This window comes from Desulfurivibrio alkaliphilus AHT 2 (genome assembly GCF_000092205.1).
GTDB classification, from domain to species: domain Bacteria; phylum Desulfobacterota; class Desulfobulbia; order Desulfobulbales; family Desulfurivibrionaceae; genus Desulfurivibrio; species Desulfurivibrio alkaliphilus.
In genome coordinates this window covers 2062293-2082866 of record NC_014216.1, presented here as the reverse complement: position 1 = coordinate 2082866, position 20574 = coordinate 2062293, and the positions used below count along the sequence as shown (strand labels likewise).

The 20574-nt window shown below is 55.0% G+C and carries 14 protein-coding genes and 1 riboswitch; of the genes, 12 read left to right on the top strand and 2 right to left on the bottom strand.

The window, feature by feature from the left end:
• Positions 1 to 184: 184 nt before the first annotated feature.
• Positions 185 to 2476: a tetratricopeptide repeat protein gene (locus DAAHT2_RS09085; protein WP_041718917.1), complete on the bottom strand. Its 2292-nt coding sequence runs from the start codon at positions 2474 to 2476 to the stop codon at positions 185 to 187.
• Between the two features lie 118 nt (positions 2477 to 2594).
• A complete protein-coding gene (locus DAAHT2_RS14870; protein ID WP_013163997.1) occupies positions 2595 to 3194 on the bottom strand; it encodes a PEP-CTERM sorting domain-containing protein in 600 nt (199 codons plus the stop codon).
• A 373-nt stretch (positions 3195 to 3567) separates the two neighbouring features.
• Here DAAHT2_RS14870 and DAAHT2_RS13945 point away from each other — a divergent pair, with 373 nt between their 5' ends.
• From DAAHT2_RS13945 to DAAHT2_RS09020, 12 genes are all read left to right on the top strand, one after another.
• Complete coding sequence (locus DAAHT2_RS13945; protein WP_013163996.1) at positions 3568 to 5058, top strand: sensor histidine kinase; 1491 nt, start codon at positions 3568 to 3570, stop codon at positions 5056 to 5058.
• Entirely contained in the window at positions 5055 to 5774 is a 720-nt protein-coding gene (locus DAAHT2_RS09070) for a tetratricopeptide repeat protein (RefSeq protein WP_013163995.1), read from the top strand. The genes DAAHT2_RS13945 and DAAHT2_RS09070 overlap by 4 nt, the downstream gene beginning before the upstream one ends.
• 10 nt (positions 5775 to 5784) lie before the next feature.
• A complete protein-coding gene (locus DAAHT2_RS09065; RefSeq protein ID WP_013163994.1) occupies positions 5785 to 7140 on the top strand; it encodes a sigma-54-dependent transcriptional regulator in 1356 nt (451 codons plus the stop codon).
• Positions 7141 to 7642: 502 nt separating this feature from the next.
• Positions 7643 to 7734: riboswitch (cyclic di-GMP riboswitch) on the top strand.
• A gap of 61 nt (positions 7735 to 7795) precedes the next feature.
• The gene (locus DAAHT2_RS09060; RefSeq protein WP_013163993.1) at positions 7796 to 9313 is read left to right on the top strand and encodes a hypothetical protein; all 1518 of its coding nucleotides are present in this window, start codon (positions 7796 to 7798) and stop codon (positions 9311 to 9313) included.
• Between the two features lie 184 nt (positions 9314 to 9497).
• A complete protein-coding gene (locus DAAHT2_RS09055) occupies positions 9498 to 10856 on the top strand; it encodes a hypothetical protein (protein WP_013163992.1) in 1359 nt (452 codons plus the stop codon).
• A gap of 10 nt (positions 10857 to 10866) precedes the next feature.
• A complete protein-coding gene (locus DAAHT2_RS09050) occupies positions 10867 to 12282 on the top strand; it encodes a sugar transferase (RefSeq protein WP_013163991.1) in 1416 nt (471 codons plus the stop codon).
• On the top strand, positions 12283 to 13422 hold the full coding sequence (locus DAAHT2_RS09045; RefSeq protein ID WP_013163990.1) for a WecB/TagA/CpsF family glycosyltransferase: 1140 nt from the start codon (positions 12283 to 12285) through the stop codon (positions 13420 to 13422).
• Between the two features lie 6 nt (positions 13423 to 13428).
• Positions 13429 to 14856: a hypothetical protein gene (locus tag DAAHT2_RS09040; RefSeq protein WP_013163989.1), complete on the top strand. Its 1428-nt coding sequence runs from the start codon at positions 13429 to 13431 to the stop codon at positions 14854 to 14856.
• 27 nt (positions 14857 to 14883) lie between these two features.
• Positions 14884 to 15810, top strand: a complete 927-nt coding sequence (locus tag DAAHT2_RS14350) for a putative capsular polysaccharide synthesis family protein (protein WP_157861456.1) — start codon at positions 14884 to 14886, stop codon at positions 15808 to 15810.
• 13 nt (positions 15811 to 15823) lie between these two features.
• Positions 15824 to 17515, top strand: a complete 1692-nt coding sequence (locus tag DAAHT2_RS09030; protein WP_013163987.1) for a hypothetical protein — start codon at positions 15824 to 15826, stop codon at positions 17513 to 17515.
• A gap of 48 nt (positions 17516 to 17563) precedes the next feature.
• Positions 17564 to 19375, top strand: a complete 1812-nt coding sequence (locus DAAHT2_RS09025; RefSeq protein ID WP_013163986.1) for an asparagine synthase-related protein — start codon at positions 17564 to 17566, stop codon at positions 19373 to 19375.
• 36 nt (positions 19376 to 19411) lie between these two features.
• The gene (locus DAAHT2_RS09020) at positions 19412 to 20572 is read left to right on the top strand and encodes a glycosyltransferase family 4 protein (RefSeq protein WP_013163985.1); all 1161 of its coding nucleotides are present in this window, start codon (positions 19412 to 19414) and stop codon (positions 20570 to 20572) included.
• Positions 20573 to 20574 lie beyond the last annotated feature (2 nt).

Below are 20574 nucleotides of genomic sequence, written 5' to 3'. Positions count from 1 at the left end.
AAGGTAAAGTGTTGAAATGGAATGATAAAAAAAGCAAACCTGGAACGGCTTGGTCAAAGCGGCAAGTTCGTTTTTCGGAAAAACGAACTTCGTTGCCCATAAGTGCGTCTAATCAGGAAATTAGAAGGCGCACTGTGGTTCGGGTTTTCAACCTTTCGAGTTTTTCTAGGCGTATTGGGCCATATCAGCTTGTTTGCTGTTGCCAGTCGGTGAGCAGTTTTTGCGCCTTTTCCCGTTCGGGGAAGTCATTGTCCAGTTGCAGAGTTCTTTGCAACTCCTCTTCCGCCTCCTTTTTGTTGCCTGCCGCTCGCAAGGCCCGGGCCAGGTGGTAGCCTATGGTGGGGTTGTCGGGCAGAGCGGCCGCGGCCTGGCTTAGCTGCCGGATCGCCAGATCGTGGGAGCCCCGCAGGTAATGAATCAGCCCCAGGGTGTCGGCAACGTACGGATCGGTGGGGGCCTGTTCCTTGGCCAGCATGGCCAGCCGCAGCGCGGCGCCAAGATCCGGCTTTGGCTCGTGGGCCAGCAGCCAGGCCAGGTTGTTGGCAGCCGGGGCAAAGTTGGGGGCCCGGGCCAGAATCTCACGATACGCAGCCATGGCGCCGGCGTCATCGCCCTTTTGCTGCAACAGGACGGCCAGGTTCATGCGGGCGGGGGTCAACTCCGGGCGTTTGGCCAGCAAGGCCCGGTATTCCGCAATGGCCTCGTCGGTTCTGCCGGTTTCGGTCATCAGCCTGGCGATCAGCAGGTAGGGGCGCAGCGCCGCCGGGTCCAGCTCCTGGGCCTGGCGCAGGGCGGTAATGGCCGCGTCAAAATCATTGCCGGCAAGGTGCAACTCGCCCAGCAGCAGTCGGTAATCGGCTTGGTTCGGCGCTTTTTCAATTTGCGCCGTCACCCGCTCGATGGCCGCGTCAAGATCCCGCTGTTGCATTTTGATGGCCACCAGGGACGCCAGGGCCGGGGTAAAATCAGGTCTTTTGCTCAAAATCTCTTCGAAGATGGTGGCGGCCTCCCGGTGCTCTTGCCGGGCCAGGTGGGTAACCCCCAGGTTATGCAGCACCTCCAGGTTGTCCGGCAGCAAAGAGTTCATCCTGGTAAAGAGTTGCAGGGCCTCGTCAAGCTCGTTGTTGCGCTGAAAAACCTGCCCCAGGATGATGGCGGCCCGGAAGTTGTTGGGTTGTAACTGCAAAGCCACCAGGGCTTCGTTGCGGGCCCCGTCCAGATCTCGTTGCTGAAAAAGATGCTGTGCCAGCAGAGTGCGGGCCCCGGCGTGGCGAGGAATAAGCCTGACCGCCTTTTCGACGTCCTGATGAGAAAGTTCGTTTTCGCCCTTGTTGAAGTGGGCCTGGGCCTTTACGTAAAATGGTTCCCCCCAGCGCGGGTGGTCTCGTACCAGGCGGGAAAGAATAGTGATGGCCTCGTCGTTTTTTCCCTCGTTAACCAGCAGCCGGGCCTGAACCAGGCTGCCCAGGGGATGCCGGCGATTTTCCTGCAGCACCTGTTCCACCAGGGCGGCGGCCTGCTCGGTTTGCCGTTGGTTGAAGTAAAGGTCGGCCAGTTGCGCCCGGATGTCGGCTTTGGCTTCGGTTTTGGTCAGGGCTTCCTGGTAAGCCGCCTCGGCCTGCTCCAGGCGGCCCTGTTCGCGGTAAAAAGCGCCCAGGCGAAGGTAGATGTCGGGGTTGTGGGGGGCGGCGGCAAGGGCGTCGGCAAAGCTGGTCTCAACCTTGTCCAGCTCCTGCCGCTGGGCGTAGATGACGGCCAGGTCCAGGTGGGGTGCGGGGGAGTCGGGAAAGGCGGCGGCAGCTTGGCGCAGCTGGGCTTCGGCTTTGTTCGCTTGGTTTTGGTTAAGGTAAAATGAGGCCAGCGCCCGGTGCTTGCCGATGTCTGCAGGCGGTAAAGCCAGGGCCTTTTGCAGGGCGGCTTCCGCCGCGGCGGGTTGTTGCCGGGCCAGGTAAATCTGGGACTGTAGCAGGTGCAGTCGGTCCAGCTCGGGGTGGCTCGCCAGCGCCTGCTCGACCACGGCGGCGGCCCGTTCCGGCTCACCCTTCATCAGGGTAATGGTGGCCAGCATGATCTGGGCTTCCAGGTGTTCGGGGTCGGCGGCCAGGACTTTCTCCACCCGCTGCAGGCTTTCCGCGTGTTGGTTGCCGGCCAGCAGCAGCCGGGCGGCGTGGAGCAGGGCGTCGTGGTTGGCGGGGTCCACCGAGACGGCCCGCTCAAAATCCTGGAGCGCGTTTTGCGCGTTACCGGTAGCCAGGTGGGCCAGGCCCAGCTGGAAGTAAGCGTCGGCAAAGCGGCCGTCAATGCGCACTGCGTTCCTGAACTCCAGAATGGCGGCCGAGTGCTCTCCCTGAGCCGCGTAATTAAGCCCTTTCTCGTAGTGGGCCTGCTTTTTCTGCTCGGGGTCGCCACAGCCGGCCAGCAACAGCAAGGACCAGGCCAGCAGAACAGCAAAAGACAACAGCTTGCAGTGCTTCATGAGTATTCGTGTTCCTCGTGGTTGGGTGGTTGCTCGCGGCTGGTTAACAAACAGGGGCAGGGCCAAATGCATGGTCCTGCCCCTGTTATAATGGCGACTTTTATTTGGTTTGGCAAGCTCAGGCTTTTTGCATCCTCCGCCGCCCCAGCCCGATCAGCCCGGCCAAACCGGTGCCCAATAGAAGAAGGGCCGAGGGAGCCGGAACGGGGGTGCTTTCGCCGTACAGGGCCACATGCGAAATGGCACCATTAACATCTTTCCAGAAATCCTCAAAAAACAGAGTGTCTATGCCGTTCCATCCGGCGGCTGTCAAGTCAAACAGGTACCAACCCGGAGGGCCTTTACCATCCTTGACCAGTGCGTACGCGTTGGGGCCGACGAAGTCACCTCCCACATACTCGATCGTGGCGCTCGTCGGGTCAGCTGCGGCTGGCCCAAAAATGGTGTTATAGCTACCGGACAAGGAACCTTGTTCCTGGCCCCATGCTTGTCCAGACACGTATTCCGCCTTATAGAGCTCTACGGATGGCTCAACAATCGGTTCAATAATATCTTTAATTTGGCTGGTCGAGGTCTCAAGGCCCGACCACGCATTCGTGCCATAGTCCCAAGCCGTGCCGTTATAAGTAGTTGGGGTGATGGTCAGGGCGTAAGCTGGTGCGGCAATCAGCAAGCCGCACAGGGCCACGAACAACATTCTTAAGGTTTGATATTTCATGGTATGTTCCTCCTTCCTTATCTATCAGCCATTAACCGCTAATGGCAACCTGGTTAAACCTGGCAGGGTTTATGTTTCGCAATCATGTTGGAGCAATATGCATGCCAAGCCGGCCAAAAAATAAAACGATGATCTTACGGTCAGTTGTTTGGGGAGCGGGGCCTGCGGCTTGATTCCGAGTTCGGAAAACCGAACTGCCCTGGTTCCGATTACCGGAAACGGAACCAAGCTGTTCCCCCTGATCAAAGCCTTTTAAGTCCAGCGGCAATTTGCACATTTTTGCTGGAGAAATTAAACTTCGCTTTTGGTATTGTTATTGTGGGCCGGGCAACGATGTTGTTGATCGGCTTAAAGGTCTGGAGTTCCGGAGGTCGTGAAAAATGTTAAAAACAACCTGAAACCGGGCTCGTCGACCTTGAAACTGTCTATCTTCGCACGCCTGCTTATCAGCTCCCTGGTCTTTTTCGTCATGCTGGCCGGGGTGAGCCTCTTTTTTATCTACCACCTCAATCGGTTCAACCAGGTGGTGCAGTCCATCGTTCAGCATGACGCGTCGGTGGTGGAGTTCTCCGGCCGGCTCTCCGACCTGTTGCTTTCCCAGGCGCGCAACGAGCGCCTGTTTGTGCTGCTGAACGATGAGCAGCTCTACCGCAACTACCTGGAGGACGGGGTCGAGTTTGCACGGCTGCTGCAGATCGCCCAAGGTGAGCTGGATGATCCCGAGATTAACCAAGCCCTGCAGGCCGTCACCTTGCAGCACCTTGAATTTACCAGGCTGGCCGAGGAGGAGCACCGGTTGCGCCGGAGCGCTACGGCCTATGACGCCGAGCGGTACGATGAGGAGAAGCAACAGGTGGTTGCCGAGTTGATTGCCACCTTGCAGGGCATCCGGCAGGCGAGCGAAAAGAGCGTGTTTGCCAAAATCTCCAACCTGCGAGAGACCGGGGAGCAGGCCGCCGTCATCGCCGTCTTGATCACCATCGGGGCGCTGTTTATCGGTCTGCTGGTGGCCGCGGTGGTCACTCGCAGCATCACTCGACCGCTGCAGGTCATCAAGGCCAAGACCCGGGAGATCGCCCATGGCAACTTTCAGGGTGATCTCCAAATCGCATCGCCTCCGATCATTAAAGAGTTGGCCATAGCCCTCAACAGCATGTGTCACAAACTACAGGAGCTGGACAACCTGAAATCGGCCTTTTTTGCCGACATGTCTCACGAGCTGCGCACGCCCCTGGCTTCCATTAAGGAAGGGACCCACATTTTGCTTGACCGCGTGGGCGGGGAGATCAATAATCATCAGCAGCGCATCCTGTTAATCATCTCCCAAGAAAGTGACCGCCTGATCAACCGGGTCAACTCCCTGCTGGACCTGGCCAGAATGGAAGCAGGGATGGTGGTCGATCATTACTCCCGGACCTCTTTGTCCACCCTGGTCCGCGATGCCCTGCAGGGGTTGCAGCCCCTGGCCGAGGCCAAGGGGGTACGCATAGTAAACCACATCGCCGCTTTGCCGCCGGTCAATGTGGACCAGGAAAGAATCATGCAGGTGGTGCGCAACCTGGTGGGCAACGCCATTAAATTCACCCCGGAAGGAGGTACCATCACCCTGACCGCCACGGTCCGGGACAAGATGCTGGAAGTGGCCGTGCAAGACACCGGCATCGGCATTCCCGAGGGCGATTTGGAGCGCATTTTTCTCAAGTTCCAGCAGGTGCTTCCGGCCCGGAGCGACAAGGTCAAAGGCAGCGGCCTTGGGCTGGCCATGGTGAAGCAGATCATTCTCGCGCACGGAGGCAAGGTGTGGGCGACCAGTCAAATCGAAAAAGGCAGCACTTTTTACTTTACCTTGCCGTTGGCGGAATGATCCTGGCCCTGGCGGGGGCGGCTTGCGCGCCGGTGCCGTCGCCCCCCGCCGAACGCCCCGCCCAGCATGAGCTGGCCCGCTACCGCGAGCACCTGGCCGCCGGCGCCTTCGACATCGTGATCCGGCAAAGCCAAGCGGTAATGGGGGCAAGCGAGGCCGAGGCTCCGGTCGACCTGGCCCTGTATGTCTTGGGTCTGGTTTACGCCGATCCCGCCTTCAAAGACAGGAATGCCCAGCTCTCGAGACAATACTTCGCGCAACTGATCCGGCACTTTCCCAACTCGCCGCTGGTCCCGGAGGCCAACATCCTGGTCGATCTATACGATGCCATGGCCGCCAGGGACCTGGCCATCGCCACCCTCTCGGAGCGGCTAAAAACAGCGTCCGAGGCGACGGCGGCCCTGCCCCGGCCGCTGGTTGAAGATCAGAATTTTGAAGAGGCGGCGAGGAAAAACGAACAAATTCTGCAGCAGGCCGGAGCCGGTCCGCCGGCCGACGAGGCGCTCTACAACCTGGGCCTGATCTACGCCCACGGCGACAATCCGGCCCGGGATTACCAGCAGGCCAGGGATTATTTCGCCCGCATTGCCGGCGAATTTCCCGACAGTCGCCTGGCTGAAGAGGCCCGGGTCTGGCTTGGGCTCTTCGAGGTCTTAGACAAGATGCGCCAGATAGACCGGCAAATCGAAGAGCAGAAAAGGCAGCTCACCCGTTGAGGTGCGAGAGATGGTAGCCAAAAGGATATTGCTGGTCGATGACGATTTGAACCTGCTGGATTTGATCCGGATCCGGCTGGAGGCCTCCGGTTACCAGGTAGCTGCCGTCGGCCACGAAAACGAGGCGAAAAGGCTGGTGGCCCAACAGCCGTTCGACGCCGCGGTAATCGACCTGCAACTGGTCAGCCAGGACGGTATTACCCTGATGGAGGAACTGCACCGGGATGACCCGGGGCTGCCGGTGATCATCCTCACCGCGCACGGCAGCATTGAGAGCGCGGTGGACGCCATGGCGCGCGGGGCCTTCACTTACCTGACCAAGCCCTTCGACTCCCGGGAACTGATCCTGCAGATCGAGCGGGCCCTGGAACAAGCCCGGCTGAACGGAGAGCTTCATCGGCTGCGGGAGCTGGTCGAGGAGAAACGCGATTTCGGCAACATCATCGCGCGCAGTGAGCCGATGCGCCGGGTGCTCGACCAGGTGGCGCGCATCGCCGATTCCGACTCCACCGTGGCCATCTATGGGGCCAGCGGCACCGGCAAAGAGCTGATCGCCAAAGCCATTCACCTGGCCGGCCCGCGTCGGGAAGCTCCCTTCCTGGCCATCAACTGCGCCGCCATCCCTGAAAACCTGCTGGAAAGCGAACTGTTCGGGCACGAGAAAGGGGCCTTCACCGGCGCGATCCGCAAGAAGCCGGGGCTTTTCGCCCAGGCCGAGCAGGGAACGGTCTTTCTGGACGAAATCGGCGAGTTACCGTTGCCCCTGCAGGGCAAGCTGTTGCGGGTGCTGCAGGAGCGGACCATCATGCCCCTGGGCGGCGAACAGCAGATCCCCATCGACGTTCGGGTGATTGTCGCCACCAACAAGAACCTGAAGGAGGAGGTGAAAAAAGGTGCCTTTCGTGAAGACCTGTTCTACCGGGTGCATGTGATCCCGGTGCATATTCCGCCTTTGCGGGATAGAAAGGAAGACATCCCGCCCCTGGTGGAGTACTTCCTCCGCCGGCACAGCGAGCAGACGGGTAAAAAGAAAAGGACCATCGCCCCCGCCGCGCTGCAAAAACTAATGCTGCACGACTGGCCCGGCAACGTCCGGGAGCTGGAAAACGCCATCGAGTTTGCGCTGGCCATGGCTCGAAGCGGCACCATCGGCGCGGAACTGATCCTGCCGGCCAATGCCGACCACAGTTCGCTGCCGACCCTGAAAGATGCCCGGGACGGTTTTGAAAAAAACTATCTGCGCGATCTGCTCAAGGCCACCGCCGGCAACATCAGCCGGGCGGCGAAGCTGGCCGGCAAATACCGGGCCGATCTCTATAACATGCTGAAAAAACATGGTATTTCGCCAGGTGAGTTCAAGGATTGAAATGCAAGCCTGGTGCAGTAAAATCCATACAACTCAAGCAACTCTCCGGTTTAACTGACCAATAACGTCGCGATCGCCTCGTTGGCCCCTCCCGAGTGTAGTTTATTCCCTTCACTTTTGGTCTTTTAAGTCTTTCGCCGCACCCTGTTGTTTCTTTTTTTTATCTTTAAAAATAAGACGTTATAAGCCACGGCTGCAGCCTGGCATCTGGCTTGCAAAATAGTCCTTGTTGATCAGACAAATTAAATAGCCGGAGAGAAAAACGACCGTCATGGTCGTTTTTTTTATACTGCAAACCGGGCTGACAAAAAATGTCACAGAGATCGGCAAATGTCGCCGTTGGGTGACATTTTATGTCAGGCAGCCAGGAAAACCGGGGTGAAAATTGCGGTCTTGGGATGGTGGCGGCGCCGGTTAACGCGCCGTAATAACGTATAAAATTTTAATCAAAACGGGGTTGGTATGCTATTTGCAATTACCAGTGAGCGCTACAAGCATTTTACCACGAAAAAGGCAAACCATCGCGAAAGCATGGGACGCAAAGCCACCGGCCTTCTTCCTGTTAAGACAGGAAATGGCAGCGGGGTTGCCGAATGGTCACTGTCAGCCAAGTGGGTGACAGACCATACGGCATCTAACTTAATGAGGTGCCGCTATGAAAACTAAAATCGCACGCTTTTTCCCCCTTCTTCTTCTCCTCTTGCTCCTGGCCGCCTGTAGTGGTGATTCCGGCAGTAGTTCCGGTGGCAGCAGTTCCACCAGCACGGAAGGCAGTACCGTCGCCGATTCTGATGACGGCTCTACCGTAAGCACCGGCAGCAGCGCCCCCAGCAAGGAAAGCAGTTCAACCATAACGGAAAGCAGTCCCGTTGCCGATTCTGATGAAGGTGCTGCCGACAGCACCGATGAAGGCAGCGACGAAGGCAACGACGAAGCTACTATTGCCGGGATTACCGGTGGCGTGGTGGTCGATCCTTACATTGTCGGCGCCACTTTTTTTGAAGATGTAAACGGTAATGGCCGCTGGGATGAAGGAGAGCAAATTTCTACGCCCTCCGACGAGCAAGGCCGTTTCGCCTTTGCCACCCCGGTTCCTGCCGGCAACGCCATTATCATGCTGGAGCGTGGTACCCACCAGGGCTTGCCTTTTGCCGGTCAGCTCATGCACCTGGTCGCCGAGGAAGACAGCGATACCGTGGTGGTAACCCCGCTGACCACCCTGTCGGCCCGGGCTTTTGCAGACGGCGATATTTCATCCCTGTTGACCGCGGTTAACGGCTATCGGGACTATGATTTAGCCGTCGATCCCATGGCCGGGCTGGTGGGGCTCAACGGCTCGGTAAACCAGGACGACCTGGTTGATCTGCGGGCCAACCTCTACGTGGGGGCACTGCTGGATCTGTTCCAGGTGGGTCGGACCATTGAAGAGCTTAATGGCTACAATCTGGAGCCCGACAACTATGAACTGCTTTATGGCCTGCGTGAAGGTTTGCTTTATGCGACGGACCCGGGGGCCCAGAACGATATCATCGCGCTGTTGCCCATGGGTTACGACCTGCCGCCGGTGAGCATGCGGGAAGTGGCTGAAACCCTGCCGGCCATCCTCAACTGGTGGAAGCAGGAATTGATCAGCAAGGCGCTGCAAGACCAGCCGGTGGCGGTTTCCGCTGATGATTTCATGGACATGGTCGACGCCGTGCAAGCCGAGCTGGGGCTGCATTACTACCTGCGTCACCACCAGGATGACGCCGGAGTTCAGAGTGCCATTGCCGCAGGGTTGCTGCCCGCAATCGAGACCACCTACGTGGCGATTGGCCGCAACAATACCGTAGGGCCGGTGGAAGCGATCAATTATGGCGTCCTGCTGGAACAGCCTCTGCTGCTGGGTGACAACGGTCGGCTCCGTTTCTCTAAAGATTCGGAAGGCGCCCAGGGCTTGGTGGAGCTCGTTTTGGGAGACAACAGCCTGAGCGGCACCTGGCAGATTGAGGAGGTCGGGGGCGAAATTTCGCTGCTGATCCTGAAGGACGATAATGCCAGCCTGGAATTGGAACTGGAAGCCAACCGTAACAGTCATCTTTCCCTGCGGATCAGGGCTCGGGCTGATGACTACGACGAAACAGGATTTCTGGGCCAGTTAATGAATGCCGCCGGTAACTTTCAGATTAGCTGATCCGGTAAAGACCCAAATGCTTTTCGGCCCAGTATAAGTTGCACTTTTTTGCTGGGGAAATTAGAATTCTTTCCGCCATCGTCAAGAATAAGGGCCGATCAACGAATTCGTTGATCGGCACAATGGCGTGGTGCTTCGGGGGTCATAACCAAAAAACGGTAAAAACAATTTGTCAGGGGGTGTCATGGGGAAGGGATGGCGGGTTTATGTAGCGCTGGTGGCGTTGTTTGCGGCGCTCACAGCCTGCAGCTCCGGTAGTTCCGGCAGTTCCAGCGGTTCGTCAGGCCAAGGGGGGGCGGTGGAGATTAACCAGGCGGTGGTGGTGGAACCTTATATCGTCGGGGCCACTTTTTTTGAAGATACCAACGGCAACGGTCGTTGGGATGCTGGGGAGCAGATTTCCACCACCTCGGACGCCGAAGGGCGGTTAAGCTTCGCCAAGCCGGTGGCCGCCGGCAGTCTCCTGGTCATGCGGGAGGGCGGCTATCGCCAGGGCCTGCCCTTCACCGGCATGCTGCTTTACCGGGTGGGGGAGGAAGCTGCCGATCCTGTGATTTTTTCGCCGCTGACCACCCTGGCCGCCCTGGGCTTCTCGGGCAACGACATTTCATCGTTGTTGTCCCCACTCAACGGTTACCAGACCTACGATCTTAATATCGACCCCATGGCGGGGTTGGCCGAGTTAACTGGCCCCGTTAGTGATGATGCCTTGGTTGATCTGCGGGCCAACCTCTATGTGGGGGCGCTGCTGGATTTGTTCTTGGTGGGCCGGGATTACGACGAGTTTAATGGTCAGGCGTTGGTATCCAGTGGAGGCCAACTGCTGGCAGGCTTGCAGGAAGGGTTGCGGTATGCGACGGAGCCGGCGGCCCGGAACGATATTGAGGCCCTGCTGCCGGAGGGCTACGATCTGCCGCCGGTGAGCATGCGGGAAGTGGCTGAAACCCTGCCGGCCATCCTTAACTGGTGGAAGCAGGAGCTGATCCGCAAGGCGCTTCAGGGTGAGCCGTTGGAAGTTAGCGCCAACGACTTCAAAGCTCTGGTGGACGCCGAGCAACCCCAGCTCGGGCTGCATTACTATTTGCATCGGCACCAGAAGAATGAGATAGTGATTAATGCCATTGCTGACGAGCTGTTGTCCCAAATCGAGACTGCTTACGTCGCGATCAACCGATTTAATAACGTCGAGCCGGTGGAGCCGATTTATCATGGCGCCCTGGTGGGGCAGGTGTTTGAGCTGGGCGAGGATAGCCAGCTCCGCTTTCTTTCCAGCGACAACGGAGTCGGGGGTAACGTGGAGCTTACCTTGGGCAATGGGCAAAGGTTCACTGGCAGTTGGCGGGTCGAGGAAGAAGTCGACAGCCCCGGCCTGGCGGTACTGATACTTAAGGATGAAGATGAAGGCGCCAGCCTGAAACTGGAGCTTGAAGCCAACCGTTCCAGTCATCTGGCCCTGCGGATCAGGGAGCGGGATGAGGCCTACGATGCAGAAAAGTTTATTGGCCGGCTGCTGCAGAAGACCGACAATTTTCAGGTAATTTAGGCAACCAGCCATGTACGACCCGCGCAGCAAAGAACTGGACCGCACCTTGTTTTCCTTGGATGTGGTCTGCACCGTGGCCGCCTTTTTGGTCGCGTTCTGGGCGCGCAACCTGCTGCTGCCCGAAGCCGGGCAGCTGAACCTCTATTCCCACATCTTTTTGCTGCCGCTGCTGCTGACGCTGCTGATCCTTTTTCTTTCCTATTTCGGAGCCTACCAAAACCCCCGCTACGCTACCTTTATGGGCTATGCCTGGGCAATCTTCCGCGGTATGGCGCTTACCATCGGCGTCCTGCTGTCGCTGTTGTTTTTCCTGGAGATTGATTATGTGAGCCGGATGGTGATCATTGGTTTTGCGGGCCTGGGTTTTGTTGCCCTGGTGATGGTCCGGGCGGCGATGCTGGCCCAGTTTCGCCAGTCCCTGCAGGATGGCAGCGGCGCCCTGCGGGTGCTGATCATCGGCACTGGCGAACGGGCCCGGGAACTGGCGCGCAATCTGCACGAGCAGGCGGAGTGGGGCATCAAAATTGTCGGCCACCTGGATCCTGAATCTCAGCGGATAGGCAGCGACATTAACGGCGTGCCGGTTATCGGCAATATTGATCAGATCAGCCAATGTCTGAAAAGCAATGTGGTGGATGAGGTAATCATCGCCATTCCCCGTTCGCTGCTGGAAGACGCCGAGCATATTGCCCATGCCTGCGAGGAAGAGGGGATCAAGCTGCGCTTCATGGCCGATATCTTCAACGTCCAGGTGGCGCGGGTCAGCCTCGCTCAGGTGGGCAACCTGCCTCTGCTGACCATGGAGCCGGTGGCCCAGGATGAAAGCAAGCTTTTTGCCAAGCGGGTTTTTGATCTCACGGTGACCCTGCTGGCCATGCCGCTGGTGTTGCCGCTGATGGCCGTGGTGGCCCTGGCGGTCAAGCTCGATTCCCCCGGCCCGGCCATCTTCGTGCAGCAGCGGGTGGGGTTGCGCAAGCACCTGTTTCCCATGTTTAAGTTCCGTTCCATGTACATGGACGCCGAGGAAAAGATGAAGGAGATCGAGCACCTCAATGAGGCCCAGGGGCCGATCTTCAAGATCAGCAACGACCCCCGGGTAACCCGGGTGGGCCGCTTTATCCGCCGCACCAGCCTCGATGAGCTGCCCCAGTTGTTTAACGTGTTGCGTGGCGAAATGAGCCTGGTGGGGCCCCGCCCCATGTCCATCCGCGATGTGGACCTGTTTGACCGTGGCATCCAGCGCAAGCGCTTCAGCGTTAAGCCGGGGGTGACCTGCCTGTGGCAGATATCCGGCCGCAGCGACTTGCCCTTTGAAAAATGGCTGGCCCTGGACCTGGAGTACATAGACAACTGGTCGCTCTGGATGGATATTAAAATTCTGCTGAAAACCGTGCCCGCCGTCCTGTTTTCCAAAGGGGCGGTGTAAGTGAAGCTGCACGATAGCCGCAAGGATGAGGTTGACCGAGACTTGCGGCGGGAAGTTTTTTGCCTCTTCGGGCTACCGGTGGACAACCTGACCCTGGTGGCAACCAAAGAGCTGTTGCGGGCCAATGCCCGCGGGGAAGGAAATAACGTGCTTTCCACCATCAATGTCAACTGGGTGGCCCAGGCCTGGTGCGATCCCCAATTCCGCGCCGCTGTGCTCAACAGCGACACGGTAACCCTGGACGGCAAACCCCTGCTCTGGCTGGCCCGGCTGCTGGGTTACCCCATCTCCGAGCTGGTGCCGGGCTCTACCCTGATCCAGGAACTCAACCAGGAAGCCAACCCCGCCCAGCCGTTGACCATTTTCTTCTTCGGCGGCGAAGATGAGGCCGGCCGCCAGGCGGTGGCCAAGGTCAATGCCCGTCGGGGTGGCTTGCGGGCGGTGGGTTTCCTCAACCCCGGCTTCGGCAGTGTTGAGCAGATGAGCAGCGAGGAGATTATCAACACCATCAACCAGGCCAAGCCGGATATCCTGCTGGTGGCTTTGGGGGCCCAAAAGGGCACCCGCTGGATCGAACATAACCGCCACCGGCTGCGGGCCAAAACCATCAGTCACCTGGGCGCCACCGTTAACTTCCTGGCCGGCACCGTGCAACGGGCGCCCAAACTGGTCAGCCGCATGGGGCTGGAGTGGGTCTGGCGAATTCTCCAAGAGCCGAAGCTCTTCTCCCGCTACGCCGCCGACGGGCTGCTGCTGCTGCGGGCCCTGGCCGGCCGCCTGCCCGGCTGGCTGCGCTATCGAGCCTGGGAAAAGCGTTTCCGCCGGCAACCCGCCGACCACCAAGCGCAAATAAAGGAAAACGACACCACCATTACCCTCACGCTGGGCCGCAACCTCCGGCTGACCCCGGACTCACCCCTGCGTGAGCTGTGCAGCCGCGCCGTGCAAAGCGGCAAGGACCTTACCCTGGATTTCCGCCAAACTGAATTTGCCGATGGCGCCTTCATGGCCCTGTTGCTGATTCTGGCCAGGCAGCAGCAGAAGCAAAATCGGCAATTGCAATTAACCAATATCCATGGCCGCCTGGCTCAGATATGCCGTTTTTTTGAGATTCAAGCCCAGCCTGCGGGCAGGGAGTGAAAAGCCATGACCCCGCTGGTTCCCATTATGCTTTTTGGCTGGGTGCCGTTCACGGTTATGCTTTTCTTCACCCTGAAGCCCCACCGGGCGGTGCTGGTGGCAGTAATCGGCGGTTGGCTGCTTTTGCCGGCCACCGGCTATAGCTGGGAGGGCATCCCGCCCTATAACAAGAATGTCGCCATTTCGATGGGATTGATCTTGGGCGGCTGGCTGTCTGGGCAATACTTTAAGGCCAATTTCAAATGGAGAATATATGATTTGCCCATGGTGCTTTGGTGCCTGGCGCCGATTCCCACGTCGTTAACCAATCAACTTGGCCTTTATGACGGGTTGTCCGGATTTTACAGCCAGATTATGACTTGGGGTATTCCCTATCTGGCCGGCCGTATCTACTTCAAGAACAATGAAACACTGCGTGATCTCTGCCTGGCCGTGGTCATTGGTGGTTTTGTCTATGCCATCCTGGCCCTCTATGAGATCAGGATGAGTCCGCAACTCAGTAATATGGTGTATGGTTTTTTTCCCCACTCTTTTCTTCAGCACTTCAGATACGACGGTTTTCGACCCATTGTCTTCATGCAGCACGGGCTGATGGTTTCTTTGTGGATCGCGCTAAGCGCCACCGTTGCCTTCTGGCTGTGGCGCAGCCGGGCGGTTGAGCGGCTGGGCGGGATTCCCATGGCCTTTATCGTTGCGGTCCTGGTCATCACGACCATCCTCTGCAAATCTGCCAACGCCTGGGTCGCGTTAGCGCTGGGCTGTGGCGGCTACTTTGTTTACCGTAAGCCGGGGCTGCATTTCATCTTCCCCCTTCTGCTGCTGGTGGTTCCGTTGTATATCGGCCTGCGTATCTCGGGAATGGTGGCCGCAGGCGACGTGGAGGTGCTGGTCGCCAAGGTGTTTGACGAAGATCGTACCAGCTCATTGGCGATCAGGCTTTTGCAAGAAGATCTGTTCTCCCAGAAAGCACTGGAAAGTCCGCTTTTTGGGTGGGGAGGCTACGGCCGTGGCTGGCCGGTGGACCCGGATACCGGCCGGAATGTGATACAAATGGTGGATGCCTTTTGGACCATCGTGTTCAATTCCAGGGGGTTTTTCGGATTAATAAGCATGGTTGTGGCAATGTTGTTAGGGCCATGGCTTGTTTTATGCGGTAAGGCCCTAAAAAGGGGAGTTGATGTTACAGAGATAATCACACCTGTCATACTAAGCATGGTGGTTATTCTTTTTATGTTAGACTCTCTCTTTAACGCCATGGTCAATCCTGTCTATCTTATGACTTCCGGGGCGTTGTTAGGCTGGTATTTATCCTTGGAAGGGGTTGTTGTTGGTAATAAGGACAAAAAATATGGCAGAAAAATAGAAAGAGAGGCCATTGAGCCCAGATTTGGTCGTGTAAGCAGACATGTTCATCTGATGCGAAGGTGTCAATAATCTATTGAACTTTGAACAGGTTTTTGTGTGAATATAATAAAGCGCCTAGAGCTTATGGTAACCGGTTTTGTGGTCAACTCGCCGGCGCCGATTTACAATGGTGCAAGAGTGATACAGAACCTTTTCGATTGCCGTAAAATCAATAAAGCGGTTCGTCAAGGCACCCCTTTGGTGCTGATTTATCAGTATGGTCGGGTGGCTTCTACCAGTGTTTATGCTTCAGTGCTTGCCGCAAACCTTGATATGCCGGTTTATCACGTGCATACCCTGTCGTCAGCACGAGCCGTAGAATGGATTGACAGAGCAAGGCGAAACGGGCGCCGAATAGACAGAAATTTTGTGCTGGGCAAATTGCTTGGAGAGGTTATCTCCAAAATTGGTGATGGTTCATATCCTAAACCCTGGAAAATTATTAGTATTTTTCGCGAGCCGATCAGTGTTTTTGTTTCCCTGCATTTTCTTAACCCCAAGGGGCAGTTTGTGGAAGTGCTGGAAAAATATTGTGAGGGAAATAAGAGTCCGGTAATCGATTATTTTCAGACCCTTTTTGACCGAGATGACCCCTCCGGTTGGTTGTTGAGCAATTGGTACGATGAGGTTTTTGGGGAAGAAACAGGTGTTAATGTATATGATCACCGATTTGATGTTGACCAAGGTTACCAGATAATCAAAGATGATCGTTTCGAAATTTTATTGTTGAGATTTGAAGATTTATCAAATGGCTTCAAGCAAGGTGCAGCACAACTTTTTGGTTTGGGAGAAGATCGTTTTAATCTGATCCACTCCCATCTTCATAAAAACGACAAATATCATGAGATACACGAGTATGTAAAAAATAATCTAAAGTTATCAAGAGAGACCTGTAATAAAATATATTCTACAAAGTTTATTAAACATTTTTATTCTGATGATCTAATTGACAGACTAACTGCAAAATGGTCAACTAACTCATAGTTGGAGGTGCGCCATGAAAAACTGTAAATGTTGCTTCTATGTCTTTGTTGTAACTGCGTTGATGCTTGTCGTTGCAAATAGTGCTTTATCCAGACCAATAGGCGTAATGGTCTGGCCAAGGCTACCCGCTGATATTCACGATTTTACTGGTCTGCCGCTTACAGAGGTTGGATGGACTAATTTTTCAGCGATGCTCCAAAATGGGTACGAAGATGCCCGGGTGATTTTTGTGTCCAGCTCAGAGGGCAATGACAGTACGGGCAAGCATTACGGTATTTCCGATATCACCTTTGATGTGAACGGGATGTTTCAGCCCAGTGGATCCGTGAACGCTTATGCAACGGTAGCCGCTGGCGTCGCCCAGGTCCGCAATGGATTTCCGGACATCCTGCTTCTAAAGCGTGGAGATAAGTGGAATAATGAAGTATTCAGTGGTTGGAGTAACAGGTCAGGCCCATCGACCCAAGCCCGTATTATCCTTGCCTCTTATGGAATTGGCCCCCGGCCAACACTTAACGTAAACGCCAACACTATCATGATTAATATAGGAAACTCGCAAAACCTTATAATATCAGGAATTACGGGGGCTCATGCCGAGTGGGAGGTTGGCAGCGCTTCAGGTGTTGTTACTACCGGTTCATCGGGCAAAGATATACTCGTTGAAGATTGTTTCTTCGACCGTCTAGGTAATACCGTGCAAGCATTTCCTCGCGGGAATCAACTAAAAGGGTATTCTTGGCGACGTAATATTTTTGTAGAAAACAGCCAGCAGGGTTCTCTTGGGGCCAAATTTTTCTCCGAAGGTGCTCATGATTTATTATTTGAGGAGAATCTGTTTTACAGCCCCGTGGCGGGCAACCGCCATGTATATATAGCCCATGAAGGCGACAACGGGCATATTGAGCTCCGCAGAAATATCTTTTACGCATCACAAAGGGTAGGTGTGACATTCCGTACAGCGGGGAGAATGCACAACAACCTTATTGTGAGGAGTGATCGTACCCAATACGGGCGTAACGCCTACGGTCCATTTTACGGGGATATGGTAGATTATAACGTGTTTCTGGAAAGGTGGCCAAAGGGGACTGATATCACTGGGCTAAGGCTTGAGCACATTCATGGTGTATCGGTTTTTGGCAATATTTTCACAGATGGAATAGGGGCAACAAATACTGAGCCGGCAATAAGAATTGAATCTGAGACTGATGCTGCAGAAATCTATGAAAATGTTGTTGGAAGATGGGGAACTGTAGAAAATAAGGGGACGGCTATATCTTTTTCTGACCGTGAGACCCCGTATAGTGCTATTAATGTATACGATAACGAGTTTCAAATGGGTGATGAGTCCGATAGGCTAGTGGCGAATTATTTTAACCCTGGCGGGATTACGTTTACCGATAACAAATTTTATAGTCCCTATCCCAGCAGCGCCTTCCTACCAGGCAATACAATTGCAGGATTTCAGGCAGAAATTGGTGAGAATGAGTCTGGCTCGGAGTGGGTTAAAATTGACTATCCCAATCCTGACAGAAGTTTGAGATCATACAATGAGTCCTTTGGTAGCGGCACGGCTTCTACCGAAGAGTTCATGCTAGAAGCCTTACAGCAATCCCGCTATAACTGGAGAGCTGAATACACTGCCTGCGCAGTTAATGATTATATCCGGGAAGGCTTTGGCAAAGATAAGGTAGAATGTGGATACTGACATATTCTTGATTTAAAAAAGTTATTAGCGTCCATTAGGACCTCATTAATGACCGAAGATCAACATGAAATAGTTATTGAAAAAGACTCGGCGGCCCGTGGATTCTACATTAGCCTGCGGCACGGTGTAGGAGCATGCTGGCCCAGGTTGGTTGTCGCCGACAAGGGGCATTCTCCTGTTTTTTGTGAAGATGAACAGAAATCGCTTTGTTTAATCTGTGTGGGGCATCTATATGCCAGCCGCGCCAAGAGTTTTGTGGTTAAAGAATCCTTGGCGCTGTTGGCTGAGGCTTACGGTCGAACGGGGCTTGACGGTGTACGCTTAGAAATCGATGGCGGCATGTTTGCCTTGTTTATTATAGATAAAGCTAACAATAAATTACTTGCGATAGCTGATTTTTTGTCTTGCATGCCACTTTATTGCAAAAGTGGAGAAAAAGAAACACTGATTGGCATCAACCAGTTCGATCTTGCCGATGGTGAGTCGCCCACAGACCTCGCTTGCGCTGAATATCTAACTTACGGTTATTTGCCCTTTCATCAGTCGCTGTTCGCTGAAGTCAAACGAATTGGCCCTGGCCAGTCCATTACTTTGCCGCTTAACAAGCCGGGGCGCCTCGAAATTTCGCAAGAAAACTATCCGACCTACCCTGATCCGGAACAACGGCTTACAGATGAAAGTCAAGCGATAGATTATCTTGATGCTCTATTCACCGACTACTTTGCCCGCTTGGGAGACGAGTCGATAGCGGCAGGGCTCAGCGGTGGTTATGACTCACGATTGATCGCTGCCTATTGCCGGGAGAAGTCCTTGCGACTGTGCACTTATGATAGCCCTGATACTCAAGAGGCCATGGTCGCACGTAGGGTTGCTGTGACGCTTGGACTTCAGACCGAAGTATTTCAGGTCGCAGCGAACTCTCCTTGCCGTTTCGCGGAAGACTTTTTGTACGGGACCGGGACTGGGGACAGTTTGGAAAGCAGCCACATGTATGCCATCCTGGAAACTTTGACCAGAAACAACCCGGCCTACATTATCGACGGCCACATCGGTGATGTCGTCCTGGGTGGCGGTTTTTATTACAAGTTGAAGCGCCGAAACGAGCCATTGTATAAAATTATTTTGGGGCTTGATCGGTACCAAACACCGCGCCTCCCTGGCTCGACTTATCTGGAAAGGCTGGCCACCGGTTACGGCCGGAAAATATCAGCACTGCCGACCCATTGGGTGGAGGCAATTGAAGTCCGCGAAAAACAGCACCTGACTGACCTAGTAAAACGGCTCCAAAAACATTGCCCTACAGATGCCGATATGATTGAAATGCTGTTGCACCGCTTCAGGGGAGCTCTTTTGACATCTGGCGGACCTGTCAGTTTTATGCGCAGAGCAGACACGCTTTGTCCATTCTACGACCGAAAAATTTTTACGGCTTGCATGGGGGTCGCGAAAATGCTTCGGGCCGGGGACAGATTGTATAACGCGTTCTATCGACGACGATTCCCGGAACTCGCCCGAATCCCGAAAGAGAACACCGGAGGATTTGCCGCACAAAATCTGGTAGCGTATCGTTTGACCCACTTGAAAAACGCGGTGTATCGTAAACTGGTCAATCGAATGCCCGAATGGCTGCGAAAAGATGGGAAAGCCGGGGGGGATATTGACAGTTTCATCGGCCAGTATGTCGATAACGCTGAAAACCAGGCGTTTTTCCAGGAAGTTTTTTCACAGACAAAAGAACAGTTTGCACGTTGTGGTTTTCAAACCATTGCAAGTTTTCCTCCCGATAACGAACAAAAAATTCTATTGCTGCGCATGGCGTCGCTGGCTTTTTTGTTGTCTGGACCAATAGTACAGAAATGATCACTGTGCTCTCAAATCGGGAGGATTGCTGAAGCCATGCGCATCGTTGCTTCATACCCAATACATATTAAAGCCGCCGGCCCAGGGTACGCGGCACATGCGATCATTGAGAGCATGATTGACAGCGGGGCAGATGCCACCTTGTTTTGCTACACAACCGAGTTGTCATTAAAGAGCAAATTTCATCGTTACGTTTTGCCCCCCCGGCTCAAGTCGTTGGGGTATCGTTTGCTCAGTCAGGAAACTATCCGGAAAATCATGGAAAAACGTTTCATTGGCGCTTTGGAAAAAAAGGATATAGCTTATCTCTGGCCAGGGTCTTCGGTTGAGCTGTTCCGAAAAGTCAAGCAACGTGGGAATATCATCGTAACCGAGAAGATAAACACACATCTGGCCACCAGCAAGCCAATCCTTGATGTGGAATACTCCCGGCTCGGCATACCCGTTGGTCACAAGCAGGATTTTGCCGGGATTGCTGTTGAAAATAGCAAATTTGAATTGGCAGATTATCTCTACAGTCCCAGTGAGCAGGTAACCGGCTCCCTGGTCAAGGCCGGTGTTCCAAGCAATAAAATTATTTCATGCAGCTATGGGCTCGCGACTTCAGATATCTTCTCTGATGATCTGATAGCGAAGCGGAAGAAAAAGGAGATCACGGCGGTTTTTATGGGGCGGATCGGCATTCGTAAAGGTGTGCTGTTGTTGCTGGACTATTGGGTGAAAGCCGGCGTTCAGGGAATACTGAAGCTGGTCGGCGCGATAGAACCCAATGTCAGGCAATTGGTCGCGCCTTATCTGGAGCGCCCAGATATCCAGCATGTTGGCTATTGCCAGGATCTCAAGCCGGTACTGCAAGAGGCAGATGTTTTTATGCTCCCGAGCCTCGAGGAGGGAAGTCCTCTGGTGACCTATCTTGCCATGGGGGCCGGGCTTCCATCGTTGGTAAGCCCGATGGGCGGAGGGAGTATTGTTCGCGATGGACAGGACGGGATCATTATGGACCCGTATGATTCAGACGCTTGGGTTGAAGCGATACGAAAGGTTTTTGCAGATCCAAAACTGAGGAAAGATTTTGGCAGTAACGCGCATGAGCGTTCTTATTATTATACCTGGCCGCTTGTCGGGCAACGCCGTTGGGAGGCCTTGCGAGACAGGCTGACGGGAAGGGTCGGCCACCATAATTCGCAAGTTCAGTGAGG

Bases quoted from the DNA above. Each gene is read 5' to 3' on its own strand.
- DAAHT2_RS09085 (WP_041718917.1), bottom strand. From the start codon at position 2,476: ATGAAGCACTGCAAGCTGTTGTCTTTTGCTGTTCTGCTGGCCTGGTCC.
- DAAHT2_RS14870 (WP_013163997.1), bottom strand. From the start codon at position 3,194: ATGAAATATCAAACCTTAAGAATGTTGTTCGTGGCCCTGTGCGGCTTG.
- DAAHT2_RS09070 (WP_013163995.1), top strand. From the start codon at position 5,055: ATGATCCTGGCCCTGGCGGGGGCGGCTTGCGCGCCGGTGCCGTCGCCC.
- DAAHT2_RS09065 (WP_013163994.1), top strand. From the start codon at position 5,785: ATGGTAGCCAAAAGGATATTGCTGGTCGATGACGATTTGAACCTGCTG.
- DAAHT2_RS09060 (WP_013163993.1), top strand. From the start codon at position 7,796: ATGAAAACTAAAATCGCACGCTTTTTCCCCCTTCTTCTTCTCCTCTTG.
- DAAHT2_RS09055 (WP_013163992.1), top strand. From the start codon at position 9,498: ATGGGGAAGGGATGGCGGGTTTATGTAGCGCTGGTGGCGTTGTTTGCG.
- DAAHT2_RS09050 (WP_013163991.1), top strand. From the start codon at position 10,867: ATGTACGACCCGCGCAGCAAAGAACTGGACCGCACCTTGTTTTCCTTG.
- DAAHT2_RS09040 (WP_013163989.1), top strand. From the start codon at position 13,429: ATGACCCCGCTGGTTCCCATTATGCTTTTTGGCTGGGTGCCGTTCACG.
- DAAHT2_RS09030 (WP_013163987.1), top strand. From the start codon at position 15,824: ATGAAAAACTGTAAATGTTGCTTCTATGTCTTTGTTGTAACTGCGTTG.
- DAAHT2_RS09025 (WP_013163986.1), top strand. From the start codon at position 17,564: ATGACCGAAGATCAACATGAAATAGTTATTGAAAAAGACTCGGCGGCC.
- DAAHT2_RS09020 (WP_013163985.1), top strand. From the start codon at position 19,412: ATGCGCATCGTTGCTTCATACCCAATACATATTAAAGCCGCCGGCCCA.